The sequence below is a fragment of the Halorubrum salipaludis genome (genome assembly GCF_002286985.1).
Classification (GTDB): domain Archaea; phylum Halobacteriota; class Halobacteria; order Halobacteriales; family Haloferacaceae; genus Halorubrum; species Halorubrum salipaludis.
The window spans coordinates 148826-167549 of record NZ_NSKC01000001.1 but is presented as its reverse complement, the minus strand read 5'-3'; the positions used below and the strand labels follow the sequence as shown (position 1 = coordinate 167549).

The window sequence follows — 18724 nt, the reverse complement described above, 5'->3', positions numbered from 1 at the left end:
GCTGGGGGATCTCCCTCGCTCGGCGGCCGGCTCCGACTCAGACCAGCGCGTCCACGTCGACGTGCGCGTCGAGCAGCTCCGCCATCCGGTCGACGGTGCGCGCGTCGCGGGTGCGGCCGCCGCGGACGACCTCCTCCGCGCGGTCGATCGCGGTGACCGTGTCGGTGTTCACCGCGAGGACGGGCTTGCCGGCGTCGGCCGCCTTCCCCAAGACGGCGCCCGAGGGGCGGTGGCCGCCGGTCAACACGAGGCACGCGACGCCGGAGGCCTCGAGCGCCGCGGTCTGGACGTCGGCGCGGTCGCCGCCGGTGATGACGGCGGCGTCGCGGGCGCGCCGGAAGTACCGGAGCGCCTCGTCGCCGCCCATCGCGCCCACGAGGAAGCGCTCGACGAAGCCGTCGGTGGGGGCGTCGGTGAGCAGCTCCGCGCCGAGCTCGTCGGCGAGCTCGCCGACGGTGACGCCGGCCAGCTCCTTCTCGTGGGGGAGCGCGCCGAACACGGTGATCCCCTTCGACTCCAGGAACGGGATCCCGTCCTGGTCGAGCGACTCGAACGCGTCGTCGGAGACCTTGTTGAACACGACGCCGGCGAGCCGGTCGCCGAACGCGTCGGCGGCCGCCAGCACCTCGTCGAGGTCGTTCGGCGAGTCGTAGCCGGCGACCAGCACGACCCGCGCGTCGAGGAGCTCCGCAACGTCAACGTCGGTGAGGTCGACGACGCCGCCGGTGGTCCAGCGACCGCCGCCCTCGACGAACATGTGGTCGCGGTCGGCGGCGAGCTCCTCGTACTCCTCGCGGATCCGGTCGCGGAGCGCGTCCGCGTCCTCGGTGCCGCGGATCGCGCCCTCGACGAACGTCGGCGAGTAGACGACGGGCTCCATCTGGTGCATCTCGGCGTCGAGGTCGAGCACCTCGCGGGCGAGCATGGGGTCCTGATCGAGCGTCTTGCCGACGTTCGACTGGAGCCGCGTCCCCTTCGGTTTCATGTAGCCGACGCTGCGGTCGCGGTCGGCGGCGAGCCGCGCCAGGGCGACGGTGATCGCTGTCTTTCCGGCGCTGTCTCCGGTCGCGGTGACGAGTGTGGTGGTGGTGTCAGACATTGTCGAGTTCCTCCGTGTCAGGTTCGGCCGCGTCGGGGTCGTTCGAGTCGAGCTCCTCCGGGTCGACGGTGAGTCTCACGTCGACGGCGGCGGCGTTCGTGTCGCCGTCGCCGTCGGGCAGTGCGACGAGCGGGTTGATATCGAGTTCCAAGATCGCCGGGAAGTCGGTGACCAGCTGCGAGAGCCGGCCGATCGTCTCGACCACGGCGTCGACGTCGACCGGGTCGCGGCCGCGGGCCCCCCTGAGGAGCGGGGCCGACTGGATCTCCTCGGTCATCTCGCGGGCCTCCGGCTCGGAGACGGGGGCGACGCGGAAGGTGGTGTCCTCCATCACCTCCACGAAGATCCCGCCGAGCCCGAACATCAGCAGCGGACCGAACTGCGGGTCGCGGTTCATCCCGACGATCGTCTCGACGCCGTCGTCGAGGTCGACCATCTCCTGGACCTGCACGCCGAGCACGGTCGCGTCCGGCTGGTAGTTGCGCGCGCGGGTGATCAGGTCCTCGTAGGTGTCGGCGACCTCGTCGTCCTCGACGCCGACGGCGACGCCGCCGATGTCGGACTTGTGCAGGATGTCGGGCGAGACGATCTTCATCACCACGCCGCCGTCGATGTCGGCGGCGACCTCGCGGGCGCGCTCCGGCGAGTCGACGATTTCGCCGGCAGGCGTGGGGATGCCGTAGGCGTCGAGCAGCTCCATCGCCTCGACGCCGAGGCGGTTGTCGTCGCGGTCGCGCACCGTCCCGAGGATCTCGCGGGCGCGCTCGCGGTCCACGTCGAACGACATCGGGTCGGCGTACTCGCGCGCCTTGATGTCGCGGTACTCCGCGAGCGTCGCGAGGCTCTCGATCCCGCGGGCGGGGTCGAAGTAGCAGGGGATCCCCTCCGCCTGGAGCTTCTGTTTCGGCTCGCGGGTCCGGTCGCCGCCCATCAAGCAGGCGGCGACGGGCGCGTCCATCTCGTCGCTCACCTCGCGGACCGCGTCCGCGAGCTCGTCGAAGTCGATCGTCGCGGTCGGCGCGGCCAACACGAGGGCGGCGCCGACGTTGTCGTCGGCGACGGTGATCTCCAGCGCCTCGCGGAAGCGCTCCACGTCGGCGTCGCCGATCACGTCGACCGGGTTGTGGATGTTCGCCTCCTCCGGCATCGACTCGGCGAGGGCGTCGCTCGTCTCTCCGGTGAACGAGGCCATGTCGAGGTCGGCGTCGCCGACCGCGTCGGTCGCCATCACGCCGGGGCCGCCGGCGTTGGTGACGATCGCGACGCTGTCCGTGTCGGGGAGCGGCTGGCTCCCGAGGATGCCCGCCGAGTCGAACAGCTCGTCGACGGACTCGGCGCGGATGACGCCCGCCTGGTCGAGGCCGGCCTCGTACGCCTTGTCGGAGCCGGCGAGGGTGCCGGTGTGCGAGGAGGCGGCCTGCGCGCCCGCGCTGGTCCGGCCCGACTTCACGGCGACGATCGGGGTGTCTTGGGTCGCCTCGCGGGCGGTCTCGATGAACTCGCGGCCGTCCTCGATCCCCTCGAGGTAGCCGATGATCACGTCGGTCTCCTCGTCGTCGCCCCAGTGGTCGACGAAGTCGGTCTCGTCTAAGACCGCCTTGTTGCCCAGCGAGACCACGTCTTTGAAGCCGATCCCGTTGTCGTTGGCCCAGTCGAGGACCGCGGTGACGAACGCCCCGGACTGGCTCATGAAGGAGAGCCCGCCCGGCAGCGCGTTCTCCGGGCCGAACGTCGCGTTCATTCCCGAGGGCGTCGACATGATCCCCAGGCTGTTGGGGCCGACGAGGTCGAGGTCGTATTCGTCGGCCAGCTCCGCGAGGCGCTGCTCCCTCGCGGCCCCGTCCTCTCCCGTCTCGCCGAACCCGGCGGTGATCACGACGACGTTCCGGACGCCGGCCTCGCCGCACGCCTCGATCGCGTCCAACACGATCGACGGCGGCACGACGATCACGGCGACGTCGGCGTCGGCGTCGCCCACCTCGTCGACGCAGGGCGTCCCGAGCACCTCGTCGTAGTTCGGGTTGACGGGAACGGTGTCGCCGTCGAAGTCGTCGAGCAGATTCGACGTGACGGCGCGACCGACGGCCCCCTCTCGGGTGGTCGCGCCGACCACGGCGACCCGGTCCGGGTCGAACAGATCGTTGAGCGTACCCATCGGTACGTGACTATACGCACCGGCGGTTTAAGATCGACGGGAGCGTTCTCATATCCTGAATATTAATGAACGACCGATCGCATCGACGCCGGCTCGTTCGAGGTCCGGAGAGGTGATCTCCCGTTCGGTCCAGTGTTCCGTCGCTTCGGCTCCCGATCCGTCGATCGGCTCGGTCCTCGCGCCGCAGACCGAGACTCGACCCACCCGGTCAGTCCTCGCCGTCGGAGTCCCGGGGCTCCCGGTCGCCGTCCTCGGTATCCGAGGGCGCGGATCCGTCCGTTCGCATCTCCGTGTCAGGCCGTCCCGCGGCGGCGGTCCCTCGCCGCTTCGACGGGCTTGCCCCGGGAGCTCTTTCGTCGGCCGCGCCGGTCTCCGCGTTCGGCACCGTGAGGGTCACGACGTTCCCGTCGGCGTGGGTGTCGAAGGTCAGGTCGCCGCCGGACCGGTTCGCGACCCAGTACACGAGCCACAGGCCCATCCCGCCGGTGTGACGGAGGTCGTCCATCTCCCACCGGTCGGTGATGACGTACCGCTCCTCGACCGGGATCGGCGGGCAGTTGTCGCGGATCGACACCTCGATCGCCTCGTCGGCCGCGCGCACGTCGATCCGGACCCGCGGCGTCGACTCCGCGTGTTCGAGCGCGTTCTCGACCAGCTCCGCGATCGCGTAGTCGAGCTCCGGATGCGTGAACGCCCTCGCGTTCGGCGGGTACGAGACCGACACCCGCGGCCGCGGCGGGTGGTCGTCTCCCACCTCCGCGCTCGCCGCCTCCTCGTCTCCCACCTCCGCGCTCGCCGCCGTCCCGTCGGTCATCCAGTCCGTGTCCTCGGTTGCGTCCCCCGGCTCGTTTCCGGACTCGCTCCCCGCCGCGTCCCCGTCGTCGACCGGATCGCGATAGGTGAGGTCGACCGCTTCGTCGTAGCCGTCGACGACCATGCCGAGGGCCTCTTCGACGATCGGCGCGACCTCGACCGCTCGGGGCGAGCCGCGCTGTCGAAGCAGGTCGATCACGCCGCGCTGCTTCTCCGCGGTCGTCAGCAGGTCGGAGGCGACCCGCCGGATCGTCTCCGCGTGCTCCTGCAGGTCCGCGCCGAGCTCGGCGAGGGCGTCGGGATCGGTCGGATCGTCGTCGCCTCCGGGAATCGCCTCCCCGTCTCGCGCCTCCGCGTCGAACGCGTCCGACGCGGCGACGATGTCGGCGATGCGCTCCGCGGTCCCGTCGACGATGTTCATGTCGTTGCGGATCGTGTGCCGCATGAGGTTGTCCATCACGGCGAGCTGTCGCTCGCGGCGGTACTCGTCGGTGACGTCGCGCGCGAACCCGGTGACCGCGACGACCTCGCCGTTTTCCGTCACCGGCTTCCCGGGCACGCGGACCCACTTCGTGGTCCCGTCGGCGGAGCCCAGCCGGTAGTCGATCCGCGTCGACTCACCGTTCGAGAGCCGTCTCATCGCCCGCTCGACGTACGGGCGGTCGTCGGGGTGGACAGCGTCGAGGAAGCTCTGGGGACACCGCCCGAGTTCGTCTCGGGAGACGCCGAAGATCTCCTCGACGGCGTCGTTGACGAACAGCAGCTCGTCCCACTCGGCGGAGAACATCCAGAACACGTCGGACGACACCGACGCGATCGTCTCCAGCCGGCGGCGGGACTCGACCTCGACCGTGATGTCCCGCGAGGTCACTACGTAGCCGTCGATCCCCGTCTCCGCGGGCGGGTGCACCGACGACCGGAGCCACACCCACTCCCCCTCGGCGGTTCGGTACCGGTACTCCAGCGAGTCGACGGCGCCCAGCTCTCCGGAGACGACCCGCGCGAAGGTCTCGCGGAGCCGCTCTTCGTCGTCGGGATGCGCTCGCGAGAAGGCGTCAGTCCCGACGAGCACGTCCGACCGAAACCCGAGCAGATCGGCGACGGACGCGTTGAGGTGTCGATAGACGCCGTCCTCGTCCAGAACGGCGATCTTGTCTCCGGCGAGATCCAGGAGGGCGGCGGGATCCGGAGACTCGGCCATATGGGTACCCGTTTTCCGAGGCGATTGATAAGGCTAATCGCCTGATTATCACGAGGGAAATCTCGCTTCCGCGGTCGGTCGAGACGCCAGTAGCGATCAGTCGGCCGAGACGTCAGTAGCGATCAGTCGGCCGAGACGCCGGTGGTGTCGAACGCGGCGCTCACCGCGTCCGTCTCGGTGTCGTCGACGGTCAGCGTGACGCCGCCCTCGCCGAGCTCGATGGTCGCGTCGGTCGCGCCCCGCGTGTACTCCGCCGCGTGGTCGCCGTCGGGGTCGAAGCGGACGCCCTCGACCAGCAGGGGCGTCTCGCTGAGCCGTTCCACCTTGCGGTACGCGGTCGAGAGTGCGATGTCGCACGCCTCGGCCAGCTCGCTCGTCGTCATCGCCGTGTCGGCCGCCCCGAGGATCGCCCGGCAGTCGGGGTCGGCGAGCGCGTCGAACGTGTCGTCGAGCGTTTCGTCGCCTTCCGTCGCGGTCGTCGGTCCGGTCGCCTGCAGCGCGTTTCGCTTCATGGATGTAGGTAACGGCTCCGTCCACCCCAACACCGGCCCTGCATATGTGGGGTGTTTTATAAGCGGACCCGAACGGCGACGCCCGGACGGCGTCAACGTTTTGCCGGCCGGCGGACACGAACGGACGCAGATGGGATCCGGAATCAGGGCGGAGGTCTCGCTCCCGACGGCGGCGCCCTCCCCGTTCGAGGGCGTCGTCGACGGGTCGACGCCGATCTACAGCGTCGCGCGCAGCGCCTCGACCGGCGACCCGGAGTCGGTCGTCTTCGAGTTCATCGCCGACGCGGACCTCCCCGTCCCCGAGGGGGTCGACGTCGTGTTCGACTACGGCGCCAAGGCCGCCTATCGCTTCGAGACGCCGTGCGTCGAGGAGTCACCGTTCGCGGTGCTCGACCGGCACGGGGTCCCCGCCTCGGAGACGACGATCCGGGACGGCCGGCTGCTCGTCACCTTCCACGCGACCGATCTCCCGACGCTCCGTGCCGTGCTCGACGAGTTCCGGGAATCCTGCTCCGACATGCAGGTGTTGCGGCTGCTCCAGTCGTCGTCGACGCCCGAGGAATCGGACCTGGTCACCGTCGACCGGAGCGAGCTGACCGAGCGCCAGCGTGAGGTGCTCACCGTCGCCTACGACGCCGGCTACTTCGACCATCCAAAGGGGGCCAACGCCGGCGAGGTCGCGGCGTCGCTCGACATCGATCGGTCGACGTTCTCGGAGCACGTGGCGGCCGCACAGCGGAAGCTGCTCTCGGCGCTGCTCGATTAGATCGGTCTCCGCCCGTCCTCCGTCCGGCGTTCGCTCGCCTTCGAGTCCCGTGATCCGTCGGATTCCTGTGGCCTCGGAATTCGAATCATCCTTCATGTGGATCCGTGTCGTATTTCCGGGCATGAGCCCACGGACGCACACCTTCGTCTGCCCGGAGTGTCGCCGATCGATCGAGGTGGACGACGAGATGCGGGCGACGCTGCTCGAGGCGGGCTGTGTCGTCTGCGGCGCCCCCATCGGCGAGGGGGACATCGCGGACCCCCAGACCGCGTAGCGACCGTCGTCCCCTGCGGACCGTTCGAGTCCCTCGGCCCCCGCGTGGCTCCTCGCCATTGCGGACCGCTGTCACCGATAGCCGTCGGCTCCGCCTCGCTCAGTCTCGTGTCCTTTATCCCCTCGTATCCAGAGAGATAGCGTATGGCGACGAGAAGCGAGGTCGAGATGTCCGACGCCGAGGTCGACGCGCTCCTGTCCCGGCACGAGACCGGAGTGCTGTCCCTCGCGCGAGACGAGACGCCGTACGCGATCCCGATCTCGTACGGGTTCGATGAGGAGTCGCGGAACGCCTTCCTCCGGCTCGTGTCGACGCCCGACAGCGAGAAGCGCGAGTTCCTCGCGTCCGACCCGCAGGCCCGGATCGTGGTGTACGAGGAGGGCGGCGAGGGGGACCGCGAGGAGTACGCGAGCGTCGTCGGCGTCGGCACCCTCCACCGGGTCGACCTCGCCGATCTCACGCCCGAGACGATCGCGCAGTACGGCGAGGCCCAACGGCCCCTCTTCGAGATCTGGGCCGAAGGAAAGGCGGACCTCGACATCGAGCTGTACCGGTTCGAACCGGAGCGGCTCACCGGTCGCACGGTCGTCGTCGACCGCGACGACGAGTAGGAGTACATCGATCGGCGGCTTCGCCCTTCTCGCTGTCACTTATAAGCGGTTCCGAGGCGTCCTCCGGTGAAGATCTCCAAAGCCCCAGCCGCGAGACGGGCGCACGCTTGTTGCGCTCCTCGTCACTCGCTGTGCTCGTTCCTGCGGTGCTTCCGTCGCCTGCGCCCGCCTCGCGGCTGCCCCTTTGAGTCCCACCCGTACCGCACCGAAGCCTCACGCCTCCCCAGCCTCGCGGCTCACGGCTCGCGGCTTCGCCGCTCGCGTTCGCCGCGTCCCTCGCACGCGCTCCTCACGGCCGCCGATGGCGGCCGCTCGGAGGCGCGCGCCACCGCAGAATCCGTTTATAAAGAGTCGCTACCGGTGTCGCTCAGTCGTCCGCGGCCGCGGCGTCGGCCTCGGGCTCGTACAGATCGCCGGCGCGCTCGCGCTCGGTGAGGTACTCGTCGACGTCGAGCGCGGCCTTCACGCCCATCCCGCTGGCGGTGGCCGCCTGCTGGTAGTGGTAGTCGACCACGTCGCCCGCGCCAAAGAGGCCCTCGACGCCGGTCGCGGTCTGATTCCCGCCGCGGCCGCCCTCGGTGATCAGGTAGCCGTCGTCGTCGGTCTCGATCCCCGTCCCCTCCAGGAAGTCCGTGTTCGGGGTGTGGCCGATGGCGAAGAAGACGGCGCCCACGTCGAAGTCGTACTCGTCGACCTCGTCGGCGGTCGCCGGGTCCTCCAGCTTCTCCTTCGGGTGCCCGTCCGGGTGCTCGACGAGGGTGACGTGGTCGACGCCGTCCTCGGGCGTGCCGTGGATCTCGGTGAGCTCGGTGTTGAGGAGGAGCTCGATCTCGCCGTCCTCGACCTTCTCCATCGTGCGGTCGATCCACACGTCCTCCGCGCGGAACTCCTCGCGGCGGTGGGCGATGTAGACGGTGTCGGCGAACTTCGTCAGGAAGTTCGCCTCCTCCATCGCGGCGTCGCCGCCGCCGACGACGAGCATGTCCTCGCCGCGGAAGAACGCGCCGTCGCAGGTCGCACACGTCGAGAGCCCGTACCCCATCAGCTCGTCTTCACCCGGAACGCCGAGCGTGCGGGCGCTGGCGCCGGAGGCGGCGATGAAGGCGTCGGCGGTGTAGGCGTCGCCGTTAGAGAGCTCCACGCGGAAGTGGCCCGCGGGCTCCTTGGTGACGTCCTCGATGACCCCGTTGCGGGTCTCGGCGCCGAACTTCGTCGCCTGCTCTTTCATGTCGTTGATCAGCTGCGGGCCGGAGATCCCCTCGGGGAAGCCGGGGTAGTTCTCCACGTCGGTCGTGAGCGTGAGCTGCCCGCCCGGCTCGTCGCCCTCGATGAGCAGGGGGTCGTTGTTCGACCGCGCGGCGTAGATGCCCGCGGAGAGCCCGGCGATCCCGGTGCCGGCGATGATCAGCCGGCGGTGTTCGTCGGCGTCGTCGGTCATGGATACCGCTTCGCCGCCGCGAAGTATGTAGGTTGCGCCCTCGGGCGCGCGCCGCGGCAGACCGGAACGGTCCGGAGGCGCCGGCCGTCTCGGCGACCCGACGGCGCCTGAGGCGACCCGACGACTCCCGGGGCGACCCGCCCGCCTCATCCGAGCGCGACGAACACGGTCCGGTCGTCCCCCGGCCCGTAGCCGTCCGCGGTGCGGACCGCGAACCCGGCGCGGTCGAGCGCGGCGGCGATCTCGTCGTCCGCGAACGGGGTCATCCGACGCCGGTCGGTGAACACCTCGCCGCCGGGCGCGAACGTCACCGAGCGCCAGTCGAGCCGTCCGCCCTCGACCGGGACGTGTCGGCTGACGCGGGCGTACCGCTCGCCGCCGACGGTGCCGGTGTCGAGTCCCGGGCGATTGCCCCCGGGCGGGAGCGGGGAGTTGTCGAAGACGAGGAGCCCGCCGTCGGCGAGGCGGTCCCGGAGGGCGTCGAGCGCCGGCGAGAGGGCCGCGGGCGGGAGGTGGTTGATCACCCCGCGGATCGCGACGATCGCGTCGTAGGTCCCGCCGAGGTCCGGCTCCGGAAGCGCCGCCTCGCGGAAGTCGACGTCGAGGTCCCGGTCGTCGGGAGACCGGCGCTCGCACTTCTCGCGGGCGCGGTCGAGCATCGGCCCGTGCTTGTCGATCGCCGTGACCGCGAACCCGCGCTCGGCGAACCGGCGTGCGTGCTCGCCGGTGCCGCAGCCGACCTCGAGGAGTCGGTCGCCGTCGGCCCCGTGGCGCGCGAGCCGGTCGGTCACGAATGCGACGTCGCGGTCGTAGTCCCAGTCGGACTGGACGGCGTCGTACAGCTCCGGGTGCTCGTCGTACAGTCCGTCGCTCATGCGGTCGGTGGATCGGCGGCCGGAAAGGTGTGCGTTGCGGCGGTCAGGCGAGACCGCGAGGGAGGCTCTCAGTCGGTCGGGAACTCCGGCACGGTCCCCGTCGGCGGCGAGGGGGCGTCGTCGAGCGCCTCGAAGAACCGCCCGGCGACGAACTCCTCGACCACGTCTTCGAGCGACTCCTCGTCCGACACCTCCTGGAGGATGCCGAGCGGGACCTGCGCGCCGGCCATCGTCGCGTGCCCGCCGGCGGAGCCGACCGGGTCGAGGGCGTCGCGGAGCAGTTCGCCCACGTCGAGGTCCGCGCCGCGGGCCCGCGCGGAGCCGTAGACCACGCCGTCCATGTAGCCGAAGACGAACGTCACCGCGATCCCGTCCAGATCGAGGAGGCGCTCGGCCGCCTGCGCGAGGGCGTCGCGGTCGCCGATCTCGCCGACGCAGGAGGCGACGGTCGAGCCGCGCACGTCCCGTTCCTCGATGGCGCGGGCGAGCACCCGGAGCGTCTCCGGGCTCACGCTCGGGCTCTCGACGCGTTCGAGCGTCGACTCGTCGGCGTGGGGCGACAGCGACGCGGCCGCCTCGAAGTCCGGGATCGACGTCGACCGCGTGAAGTCCTTCGTGTCGATCCGGATCCCGTACAGGAGCGCGGTCGCGAGCCCACGGTCCGGCTCGATCCCGAGCCGCGAGAGGTACTCCTCGATCAGCGTGCTCGTCGCGCCGACCGCCGGCCGGATGTCGACGAACTCCCCGGCCACCGGTCCGCGAGGCGGGTGGTGGTCGATGACGACGTCGACCGGATGCCCCTCGGGGAGGCTGTCGTTGATCCCGGCGCGGGAGTGGTCGACGAGCGCGACCCCGTCGTAGTCGTCGAGGTCGATCCCGTCGAAGGACTGCAGCGAGAGGTCCAGCAGGTTCACCATCGCGCGGTTCTCCTGGTGGGCGATCTCGCCGCCGTAACAGGCGTCCGCGGGGACGCCGACCGCCTCGGCGACCCGCGCCAGCCCGAGCGCGCTCGCGATGGCGTCCGGGTCGGGGTTGTCGTGCGCGACGACGAGCAGGGGGCCGGCGAGGTCACGGAGCGCCCCAAACAGCCGGACCGGCTCCTCGTCGGCGTCGGCGCCGGTCGCCTCGCGGACACGGGCGGCGACGGCCTCGACGGGGTCGACGACGCGGTCGGCGACCGCCCCCAGCGCGTCCTGCTGGGCCGCGGTCGGGTTCGTGCCGACGTGCGCGACGATCATCGCGTCCGGGTAGCTGCGCCGCGCGGCCTCCGCGGCGGCGACGTTCCGCGCCGGGTCGTCGCTCGCGACCAGCACGACCGCGGCGCTGTCGGGGTACGTCCCGGGGTCGGTCGGGTCGGCCTCCACGGTGGCGACGTTGCGGTCGCGCAGGGTCGAGGCCCACCCGGTGTCGTCGGTGATCGCCACGAGCTCGCCGCGCGACTCGCGGGTGCGCTCGACGAGCGTGTTCCCGACCGCGCTACAGCCGAGCAGCAGGCGTCGGGCCATACCGGCGCGAGGGGGTCGCGACGCAAAACGCTGCCGTCATTCGTCGGGGTCGTCCGCCTCGGCGCCCACCTCGGGGCCGCGGTCGTCGCTCTCGTCGCCGGCCTCGCCGCCGCCATCGTCGCCGCCCCCCTCGCCGGCCTCGCCGCCGCCATCTCCCCCGCGCAGGGAGCCGTTCACCGCGGCGGCGACGTCGACCGCGGCGCGGTTCTCGGCGACGTCGTGGACGCGCACGATGTCGGCGCCGCGGTCGGCGGCGAGCGCGGTCGCGGCGACGGTGGCGTGCTCGCGGTCGTCCGGGCCCCGGTCGACCGCCCCGTACATCGACTTGTGGGAGTGCCCGATCAGCACCGGGCAGTCGAGCGCGTCGAACTCGCCGGCGCGGTCGATCAGCTCGAACGCCTCGGCGGCCGACTTGCCGAAGCCGATCCCCGGGTCGACGATCACCTTCTCGCGGTCGATCCCGGCGGTCTCGGCCAGCGCGAGCCGCTCGCGGAGCGCCGCGATCACGTCGTCGACGGCGTCGTCGTACTCGGGGTCGTTCGTCGGGTCGACGGGGGCCTCGAGGCTGTGCATCACCACGACCGGGCAGCCGGCGTCGGCGACGACCTCGCGCATCTCCGGGTCGGCCAGCCCGGTCACGTCATTGATGATATCGGCGCCCGCCGCCAGCGCCGCCGCCGCGACCGCCGGCTTCCGCGTGTCGACCGAGACCAGCACGTCGCCGTCGGCGACCGCGGACACCGACTGAATCGCTTCGAGCGTCGGGACCACTCGGTCGATCTCCTCGTCGACCGGCACCGGTTCGGCGCCCGGCCGGGTCGACTCGCCGCCCACGTCGACGATATCGACCCCGGCCTCGACCATCCGCTCGACGCCCGCGACCGCGTCGTCGAGGGCGGCGTGTCGCCCGCCGTCGTGGAAGGAGTCCGGCGTGACGTTGAGCACGCCCATGACCGCGGTGCCGTCGGTCCAGGGGTAGTCGTCGGGGGCGGATCCGGCGGTGCCGGAACCGCTCCCGGACCCCGAGTCACCCCCGTCGATCCCGACCCGGTCGGCGATGTCGTCGGCGATCCCCGCGAACCCCTCGCGCTCGCGGAGCCGGCCGAGCAGCTCGCGGTACTCCGCGACCGTCCCCGCGAGCGTGACCGGGACGCGCTCGCCGCCGGGGACGCGCCCCTCGCCCCCGCCGAGCCCGCCGATCGCGGCCTCGCCCCCGACCGCGCGGAGCGCGGCCGCGATCCGCTCCGCGCGGTCGCCGCGGAGCCGGAGCGAGAGGACGCGGTGGTCGATCCCCTCGGTGCGGTCCGCGGCCGAGTCGGCTCCGGTCTCGGGCGGGACCCCGCCGGCGTCGAGCGCGCGGACCGCGTTCGCGGCCGGGTCGTTCCCGCCGCCGACCGATCGCGGCGTCACGGTCCGCATGCGCGCCGCGCGGGCCTCGGCGACCGCGAACAGCGAGCCGACGAGCAGCACGCAGTCGCCGGGGGCGGCGCGCTCGACCGCGGCGTCGAGGGCGGCGGCCACGTCGTCGCCGGCGGTCACGTCGTCGACGCCGGCGCTTCGGAGCGCGGCCGCCAACACCTCGGGGTCCTCCGCGCGGTCGAGGTCCGGGCGACAGGTGACCGCCGAGGCGGCGTCGGGGAGCGCGCTCGCGGCGCTCGCGTGGTCCTTGTCGTGCATGGCGCCGTACACGAGGTGGAGGTCGTCGTAGTCGTACTCGGCGAGGGTGCCGGCGAGGGTCCGGCAGGCCGCCGGGTTGTGCGCGCCGTCGAGCACCGTCAGCGGGGCGGTGTTGACCACCTCGAACCGCCCGGGCCACGTCGCCCGCGCGAGGCCGTCGCGGACCGCGGCGTCGGGGAGGTCGGGGGCGGAGCCGCCGTCCCCGTCACCGAGGGCCCCCGCGGTGCGCCGGGCGAGCGCGACCGCGATCCCCGCGTTCGTCGCTTGGTGGTCGCCGACCAGCGGGATCCGGTAGGTCCCGTCGACCTCGCCGGACAGCGTCACCTCGGCGTCGGTCGGGCTCACGCGTCCCTCGTAGGCGACGGAGAGGGTTGGGTCGGCCCCGTCGCCCCCCTCCGCATTCCCGTCCGCGTCCTCGCCCGCCCTCGCCACGGTCGCGACCGGCGCGCCCGCCTCGCGGGCGACCTCGCGGACGACCGAGAGGGCCTCGCCCTCGCAGGCGGTGACGAGCGGCGCGTCCGGCTCGGCGATCCGCGCTTTGGTGCGGGCGATCTCTTCGATCGTGTCGCCGAGGACCGCGGTGTGTTCGAGCGAGACGTTCGTGACCGCGGTCGTGACGGGGTCGACCGCGCTGGTGGCGTCGTACTCGCCGCCGAGCCCGACCTCCAGGACGGCCACGTCGACCTCGCGGCGCGCGAAATCGTGGACCGCCATCGCCGTCACGACCTCGAAGAAGGTGAGGGGCTCGCCGGCCGCGGCGCGCTCGACGAGCCACGGCTTCACCTCGGCGACGAAGTCGGCGATCGCCTCGTCGGTCATCTCCAGTCCGTCGACGCGGATCCGCTCGGAGAGCGCGGAGAGGTGCGGGGAGGTGTAGAGGCCGACGGAGAGCCCGGCCTCGCGCAGGATCGACTCGGTCATGCGCGCGGTGCTCCCCTTCCCGTTCGAGCCCGCGACCTGCACGAACGACACGTCCTCCTCCGGGTTCCCGAGGTGATCGAGGAGGGCCGCGATCCGTTCGGTCCCCGGCTTCACCGAGAAGCGGCGGAGGTCGAAGAGGAACGCCGCCGCCTCGTGGTAGTGCATACGCCGTGGGTCGGCTCGCCGTCGCTTAGGCGTAACGGACCGGGACGATCGCGGCCCTGCGCCGTGGCTTCCCTCGACGGCCCGTCCCGGTCCCCCGTCTGCCCGGCCCCTCGTCCGCCCGGAAGAGCAACCCTTACGCGCGCGGCACACCGACCCGTTTGCATGAACGAGACTGCGGCCGCGTCGGCGTCCGCGGCCGAGGACGGGGAACCGGACCGCGACGCCACCGACGCCTCCGACGCCACTGCCGCCGACTCCGGCCCGGTCGTCGTCGGAGAGGGCGTCCGCAAGTCGTACGGCGAGGTCGTCGCGCTCGACGGCGTCGACCTCCGGGTCGAGCCCGGCGAGGTGTTCGGCCTCATCGGTCCCAACGGCGCGGGGAAGACGACGCTCGTCCGCGCGCTGACGGGGACGACCGAGGCCGAGGGCGACCTGCGCGTGTTCGGCGTCCCGCCGCGCGAGGTCGACCCGCAGCGGATCGGGCTGCTCCCGCAGTCGTTCGGCCCCCCGGAGCGGCTCACGGCGGCCGAGCTGGTCGACTACTACGGCGGGCTCTACGACGCGGCCCGCGACACCGACGCCGTCCTCCGTGACGTGGGGATGGCCGACGACGCCGACGCGTGGTACGAGACGCTCTCGGGCGGCCAGCAGCGCCGGACCTGCGTCGCCACCGCGGTCGTCAACGACCCCGACCTGCTCTTCCTCGACGAGCCGACCACGGGGATCGACCCGGCGGGCCGGCGCTCGATCCACCGCCTGATCGAGCGGCTCGCCGACGGCGGCACGACGGTCTTCCTCACGAGCCACGCGATGGACGAGATCGAGCGGCTGGCCGACCGCGTCGCGCTCCTCCGGGACGGCGCGGTCGTCGCCGTCGGCGCCCCCGCCGAGCTGGTCGAAGAACACGGGGGCGAGCCGCGGCTGGCGGTCGCGCTCGACGGCTCGGCTTCAGCGGCCGAGGTCGACGCCGTCCGGGAGGCGCTCGGGGAAGCGTCGGCGGGGGAAGGTGGGGGTGCCCCCGCGGTTGAGTCCACTCGCAACGGCCTCCGGATCGCGGGCGTCCGGCCCGAGGGGATCGGCGACGCCGTCGACGCGCTGGAGGCCGCCGGGGTCGCCTTCGAGTCGCTCGCGTGGTCCGAGCCCTCGCTGGAGGACGTGTACCTCCGGCTCACGGGCGAGGAGTACTCGCCGCGACCGGAGGCGCCCGGCGAGGGGCCCCTCGACGAGACCGCGGCCGACGGGGGCGACCGATGAGCCGGCTCGCCCGGATCGCGACGGAGGCGAGCGCGGCGTCCCGGTCGTTCCTCCGGCGGCGGACGGCGGTGTTCTTCACCTTCTTTTTCCCCGTCATCCTCGTGATGATCTTCGGTGCGCTGGTCCAGACCCAGCCGACCGGGGGCGGGCTGTTCGCGGAGCCCGCCGGCTACTACATCCCCGGCTACCTCGCGGTCGTCGTCCTCTTCACGCCGCTGTCGCGGGTCGGCTCCGAGATCGCCCGCCACCGCGACGGCGGCCGGTTCGAGAAGCTGGCGACGACGCCGCTCTCGCGGGCCGAGTGGCTGCTCGCGCATACGCTGGTCAACGTCGCGATCATCGGCGCGGCGAGCCTGCTCATCCTCGCGCTCGTCCTGGTCGTGACCGACGCGGAGCCGGTCGTCTCGCCCGCCTTGGCGGCGCTGCCCGTCTTCGTCGCCGTCGCCGTCGCGCTGTTCTGCGGGCTCGGCGCGCTGCTCGGCGCGCTCGCGGACTCGCAGGACGGCGTGATCGCCGCGAGCAACACGGTCGCGCTCCCCCTGCTGTTCCTCTCCGAGACGTTCGTCTCGCCGGCCCTGCTGCCGGAGTGGTTCCTCCCGGCGGTCGCGGCCTCGCCGCTGACGTACTTCGCCCGCGGGACGCGGGCGATCGTCCACGAGCCGGGGCCGTGGCTCGGCGACCTGGCGGTGCTCTCGGCGCTCGCCGTCGCGTTCCTCGCGCTGGGGGCGTACGCGGTCCCGCGGACGGACTGAGGCGGCCGCTCTCGACGCGGATTCCCGGGTCCCGAAACGGAAGCCGGTCATTTATATCGCCCGCCGCCGTCTCCGACAACGAGAGCAAGCGTGCCCACGGTTCAATTCACCTGTTCGGACTGCACGCAGACCATCGAGGTCAACGAGGAGATGCGGGAGACGATCCTCGACACCGGCTGCCCGGTCTGTACGACCCCGGCCAGCGAGGACGACTTCGGCGAGGAGTAGCGGCTTTATATTCGGAGGATGGATGCGTTTGCGTTCGGTTGTTTATAAACGATCGACGACTCCGTAGTGAAGACCTCCAAAGCCCCAGCCGCTCGGCTGTACGACGATGCGATTGCTTATAAATCGCTGATCGGCGCGGAGAAGACCTCCAAAGCCCCAGCCGCTCGGCTGTACGACGATGCGATTGCTTATAAATCGCTGATCGGCGCGGAGAAGACGTCCAAAGCCCCAGCCGCGAGGACGCCACACGCTCGCTGCGCGCCTCGGTCGCTCACTTCGTTCGCTCCCTGCGGTGCTTGCGTCCCCTGTGGCGTCCTCGCGGCTGCCCCTTTGAGTCCCACCCCGCACCGCACAGCCTCACACCTCCCCAGCCTCGCCGCGGCCGCCGCTGGCGGCCGCGGGCTCCCTCGCGCGTGCACCTCGCGCCCTTCGGGCGCTCGGCGGCACGCGCCACCGCGCCCTATTTATAAAGAACGGCGCTCACGAGAGTATCTCGACCTCGTACCCCTCGGCTTCGAGGGCGTCGACGATGTCGGCGGCGTGTTCGGCGTCGTCGGTCTCCAGCTCCAGTTCGAGCTCCGCGGCGTTGACGGCCACGTCCCGCGAGGTGCGGTCGTGGTGGACCGCGTACACGTTCGCGCCGGTGCGGGCCACGATGCTGGAGACGCGCTCCAGCTCGCCGGGGCGGTCCTTCAGGTCGATCGTGATCTTGAGGTACCGGCCCATCTGGACCAGTCCCCGGCGGATCACGGTGCCGAGGCGGTTGAGGTCGATGTTGCCGCCGCAGAGTGCGGCGACGATCGTCTCGCCCTCGTCGTACTCGAACGCCTCCGAGAGGACGGCCGCGAGCGCGACCGCGCCGGCCCCCTCGACGAGGGTCTTCGAGCGCTCCAACAGGAGCGTGAGCGCCAAGGCGATCTCGCGGTCGTCGACCGTGACGACCTCGTCGACGTACTCGCGCATCACCTCGAGGGTCTGCTCGCCGATCGACCGGGTGGCGATCCCGTCGGCGATCGTGTCGACGCTGTCGATCTCGTGGACCTCGCCCTTTTTGAGGGACTCACCGGCGGAGGCCGCGCCCTCGGCCTGCACCCCGACGACGCGCACGTCCGGGAGCTGTTCTTTGATCGCGACCGCGACGCCCGAGATGAGCCCGCCGCCGCCGATCGGGACGACGACCGTGTCCAGGTCGGGGCAGTCCTCGACGATCTCCAAGCCGAGCGTCCCCTGTCCGGCCATCACCACGGGGTCGTCGAACGCGTGGACGTAGGTCCGGCCCTCCTCGCGTTCCAGCTCGTGGGCGTACGCCTGCGCCTCGTCGTAGTCGACGCCCTCCAGCCGGACGCTGGCGCCGTACCCGCGGGTGGCCTTCACCTTCGAGACGGGCGCGAACTTCGGCATCACGACGGTGGCGTCGACGCCGGCGCGGTCGGCAGCTAGGGCGACGCCCTGCGCGTGGTTGCCCGCGCTCGCCGTGACCACGCCGGCCTCGCGCTCGGCCTCGGAGAGCGTGGCGATCCGGTTCATCGCCCCGCGGATCTTGAACGCCCCGGTGCGCTGGAAGTTCTCCAGCTTGAGGTGGAGGTCCGCGCCGCTCATCTCGGAGAAGCTCCGCGACCGCTCCAAGGGCGTGTGTCGGGCGGCGTCGCCGACGCGCTCGCGCGCCTCGCGAACGTCGGAGAGGCTGATCATGTGCGGACATCGCCGCGCCGGGCGCTAATCGGTTCCGGTCCGTTCCCTCTCGCCGACGAACGCGCGAACGGGCGAGTCGAGACCGCGTCGAGAGCGAGCCGCGAGCTCGCCGTCCGTGACCGAGCCGAAGGCTCGCCGTCTGTGAAAGGGGGAATGCACGCGTGTGACGTGCGAGTGAAACGAGACGGCGCGAACACAAAAAGGTGGGGCTAGCGGAGTGAAAGTGAAACCGCACGACTGCGCGGCCGTCATCGCTCCGTCAGACGGGATCTCAGGGGGTCAGGCGCACCCGAACGTCCTCCCGGTCGAGGTACCGATCGACCCGCTCGGCGAATCCGAGTTCGCTGTCGCCCGGCCACGCCGCGTCCGCGTCGAGCCGATCGGGGTCGCCGACGTACACCGCCGCCTCGTCCGGGTGGTCGTCGGGCGCGTCGAGCGGGACCGACACGCGCCGATACAGCCCCTCTCCGACGCGCTCGTACTCGTCCAGCGCGCCCACCTCCTCGGTGCGGAGGAGCCGCCCCGCGGTCTCGCCGCCCGGCGCGAGCGTCGGGTACCGCCCCTCGACGAGGTGGAGGCCGAACAGCGTCGCCGGCCCGACGTACACGTACGAGCCGAGCACCTCGGCGACCCGCTCCGGCTCGGTGAGGGTTCCGTACACGAAGACGTCCATGGTCCGTGTGCGTCGTTCGCACGCTTCAACGTTCGGGCGGCGGACGACCGCTACGGCCCGAGAGCGACCACCGTCCGGCGGGTCGCATCCGGCGGTGGCCGCCGCCTCCGACA

The 18724-nt window shown here is 71.9% G+C and carries 16 protein-coding genes; 6 read left to right on the top strand and 10 right to left on the bottom strand.

Features of this window, described 5'->3' with window-relative positions:
- Positions 1-37: 37 nt before the first annotated feature.
- The 4 genes from CK500_RS00815 to CK500_RS00800 all read right to left on the bottom strand — a co-directional run bounded on the left by CK500_RS00815 (position 38) and on the right by CK500_RS00800 (position 5780).
- Positions 38-1099, bottom strand: coding sequence for a phosphotransacetylase family protein (locus CK500_RS00815; RefSeq protein WP_095635360.1), 1062 nt, complete (start codon positions 1097-1099; stop codon positions 38-40).
- On the bottom strand, positions 1092-3254 hold the full coding sequence (locus tag CK500_RS00810) for an acetate--CoA ligase family protein (protein WP_095635359.1): 2163 nt from the start codon (positions 3252-3254) through the stop codon (positions 1092-1094). Before CK500_RS00810 ends, CK500_RS00815 begins: the two co-directional genes overlap by 8 nt.
- 208 nt (positions 3255-3462) lie before the next feature.
- The gene (locus CK500_RS00805) at positions 3463-5268 is read right to left on the bottom strand and encodes a PAS domain S-box protein (RefSeq protein ID WP_095635358.1); all 1806 of its coding nucleotides are present in this window, start codon (positions 5266-5268) and stop codon (positions 3463-3465) included.
- A gap of 122 nt (positions 5269-5390) precedes the next feature.
- Positions 5391-5780, bottom strand: coding sequence for a winged helix-turn-helix domain-containing protein (locus CK500_RS00800; protein ID WP_095635357.1), 390 nt, complete (start codon positions 5778-5780; stop codon positions 5391-5393).
- Positions 5781-5910: 130 nt separating this feature from the next.
- On the opposite strand from CK500_RS00800, the gene CK500_RS00795 reads away from it, so the two are divergent.
- The 3 genes from CK500_RS00795 (at position 5911) to CK500_RS00790 (ending at position 7431) form a co-directional block, all read left to right on the top strand.
- Entirely contained in the window at positions 5911-6546 is a 636-nt protein-coding gene (locus tag CK500_RS00795) for a helix-turn-helix domain-containing protein (RefSeq protein ID WP_095635356.1), read from the top strand.
- 121 nt (positions 6547-6667) lie between these two features.
- Positions 6668-6820 carry a DUF7560 family zinc ribbon protein gene (locus CK500_RS17265; protein ID WP_198951475.1) on the top strand — a complete coding sequence of 51 codons (153 nt, stop codon included), beginning with the start codon at positions 6668-6670 and terminating at the stop codon, positions 6818-6820.
- 143 nt (positions 6821-6963) lie between these two features.
- Positions 6964-7431, top strand: coding sequence for a pyridoxamine 5'-phosphate oxidase family protein (locus CK500_RS00790; protein ID WP_095635355.1), 468 nt, complete (start codon positions 6964-6966; stop codon positions 7429-7431).
- A gap of 367 nt (positions 7432-7798) precedes the next feature.
- On the opposite strand, the gene CK500_RS00785 is transcribed toward CK500_RS00790, so the two are convergent.
- From CK500_RS00785 to folP, 4 genes are all read right to left on the bottom strand, one after another.
- Positions 7799-8869: an NAD(P)/FAD-dependent oxidoreductase gene (locus CK500_RS00785; RefSeq protein ID WP_095635354.1), complete on the bottom strand. Its 1071-nt coding sequence runs from the start codon at positions 8867-8869 to the stop codon at positions 7799-7801.
- 146 nt (positions 8870-9015) lie between these two features.
- Complete coding sequence (locus CK500_RS00780; protein ID WP_095635353.1) at positions 9016-9744, bottom strand: class I SAM-dependent methyltransferase; 729 nt, start codon at positions 9742-9744, stop codon at positions 9016-9018.
- Between the two features lie 68 nt (positions 9745-9812).
- A complete protein-coding gene (locus CK500_RS00775) occupies positions 9813-11249 on the bottom strand; it encodes a DHH family phosphoesterase (protein WP_095635352.1) in 1437 nt (478 codons plus the stop codon).
- Positions 11250-11285: 36 nt separating this feature from the next.
- On the bottom strand, positions 11286-14012 hold the full coding sequence (folP, locus tag CK500_RS00770) for a dihydropteroate synthase (RefSeq protein WP_095635351.1): 2727 nt from the start codon (positions 14010-14012) through the stop codon (positions 11286-11288).
- Positions 14013-14174: 162 nt separating this feature from the next.
- On the opposite strand from folP, the gene CK500_RS00765 reads away from it, so the two are divergent.
- The 3 genes from CK500_RS00765 to CK500_RS16695 all read left to right on the top strand — a co-directional run bounded on the left by CK500_RS00765 (position 14175) and on the right by CK500_RS16695 (position 16246).
- A complete protein-coding gene (locus tag CK500_RS00765) occupies positions 14175-15266 on the top strand; it encodes an ABC transporter ATP-binding protein (RefSeq protein WP_095635350.1) in 1092 nt (363 codons plus the stop codon).
- Positions 15263-16018, top strand: coding sequence for an ABC transporter permease (locus CK500_RS00760; RefSeq protein WP_095635349.1), 756 nt, complete (start codon positions 15263-15265; stop codon positions 16016-16018). The genes CK500_RS00765 and CK500_RS00760 overlap by 4 nt, the downstream gene beginning before the upstream one ends.
- A gap of 90 nt (positions 16019-16108) precedes the next feature.
- Positions 16109-16246: a DUF7560 family zinc ribbon protein gene (locus tag CK500_RS16695; RefSeq protein WP_144049497.1), complete on the top strand. Its 138-nt coding sequence runs from the start codon at positions 16109-16111 to the stop codon at positions 16244-16246.
- Positions 16247-16726: 480 nt separating this feature from the next.
- On the opposite strand, the gene ilvA is transcribed toward CK500_RS16695, so the two are convergent.
- Both ilvA and CK500_RS00750 read right to left on the bottom strand, forming a co-directional pair.
- On the bottom strand, positions 16727-17938 hold the full coding sequence (gene ilvA / locus CK500_RS00755) for a threonine ammonia-lyase (RefSeq protein WP_095635348.1): 1212 nt from the start codon (positions 17936-17938) through the stop codon (positions 16727-16729).
- 271 nt (positions 17939-18209) lie between these two features.
- On the bottom strand, positions 18210-18611 hold the full coding sequence (locus CK500_RS00750) for a gamma-glutamylcyclotransferase family protein (RefSeq protein ID WP_095635347.1): 402 nt from the start codon (positions 18609-18611) through the stop codon (positions 18210-18212).
- Positions 18612-18724: the final 113 nt, after the last annotated feature.

What these genes read in the sequence shown, in the direction of transcription:
- CK500_RS00795 (WP_095635356.1), top strand. Translation starts at nt 5,911, where the DNA reads ATGGGATCCGGAATCAGGGCGGAGGTCTCGCTCCCGACGGCGGCGCCC.
- CK500_RS00810 (WP_095635359.1), bottom strand. Translation starts at nt 3,254, where the DNA reads ATGGGTACGCTCAACGATCTGTTCGACCCGGACCGGGTCGCCGTGGTC.
- CK500_RS00800 (WP_095635357.1), bottom strand. Translation starts at nt 5,780, where the DNA reads ATGAAGCGAAACGCGCTGCAGGCGACCGGACCGACGACCGCGACGGAA.
- CK500_RS00775 (WP_095635352.1), bottom strand. Translation starts at nt 11,249, where the DNA reads ATGGCCCGACGCCTGCTGCTCGGCTGTAGCGCGGTCGGGAACACGCTC.
- folP (WP_095635351.1), bottom strand. Translation starts at nt 14,012, where the DNA reads ATGCACTACCACGAGGCGGCGGCGTTCCTCTTCGACCTCCGCCGCTTC.
- CK500_RS00780 (WP_095635353.1), bottom strand. Translation starts at nt 9,744, where the DNA reads ATGAGCGACGGACTGTACGACGAGCACCCGGAGCTGTACGACGCCGTC.
- CK500_RS00760 (WP_095635349.1), top strand. Translation starts at nt 15,263, where the DNA reads ATGAGCCGGCTCGCCCGGATCGCGACGGAGGCGAGCGCGGCGTCCCGG.
- CK500_RS00805 (WP_095635358.1), bottom strand. Translation starts at nt 5,268, where the DNA reads ATGGCCGAGTCTCCGGATCCCGCCGCCCTCCTGGATCTCGCCGGAGAC.
- CK500_RS00765 (WP_095635350.1), top strand. Translation starts at nt 14,175, where the DNA reads ATGAACGAGACTGCGGCCGCGTCGGCGTCCGCGGCCGAGGACGGGGAA.
- CK500_RS00750 (WP_095635347.1), bottom strand. Translation starts at nt 18,611, where the DNA reads ATGGACGTCTTCGTGTACGGAACCCTCACCGAGCCGGAGCGGGTCGCC.
- CK500_RS17265 (WP_198951475.1), top strand. Translation starts at nt 6,668, where the DNA reads ATGAGCCCACGGACGCACACCTTCGTCTGCCCGGAGTGTCGCCGATCG.
- CK500_RS00785 (WP_095635354.1), bottom strand. Translation starts at nt 8,869, where the DNA reads ATGACCGACGACGCCGACGAACACCGCCGGCTGATCATCGCCGGCACC.
- CK500_RS00790 (WP_095635355.1), top strand. Translation starts at nt 6,964, where the DNA reads ATGGCGACGAGAAGCGAGGTCGAGATGTCCGACGCCGAGGTCGACGCG.
- CK500_RS00815 (WP_095635360.1), bottom strand. Translation starts at nt 1,099, where the DNA reads ATGTCTGACACCACCACCACACTCGTCACCGCGACCGGAGACAGCGCC.
- ilvA (WP_095635348.1), bottom strand. Translation starts at nt 17,938, where the DNA reads ATGATCAGCCTCTCCGACGTTCGCGAGGCGCGCGAGCGCGTCGGCGAC.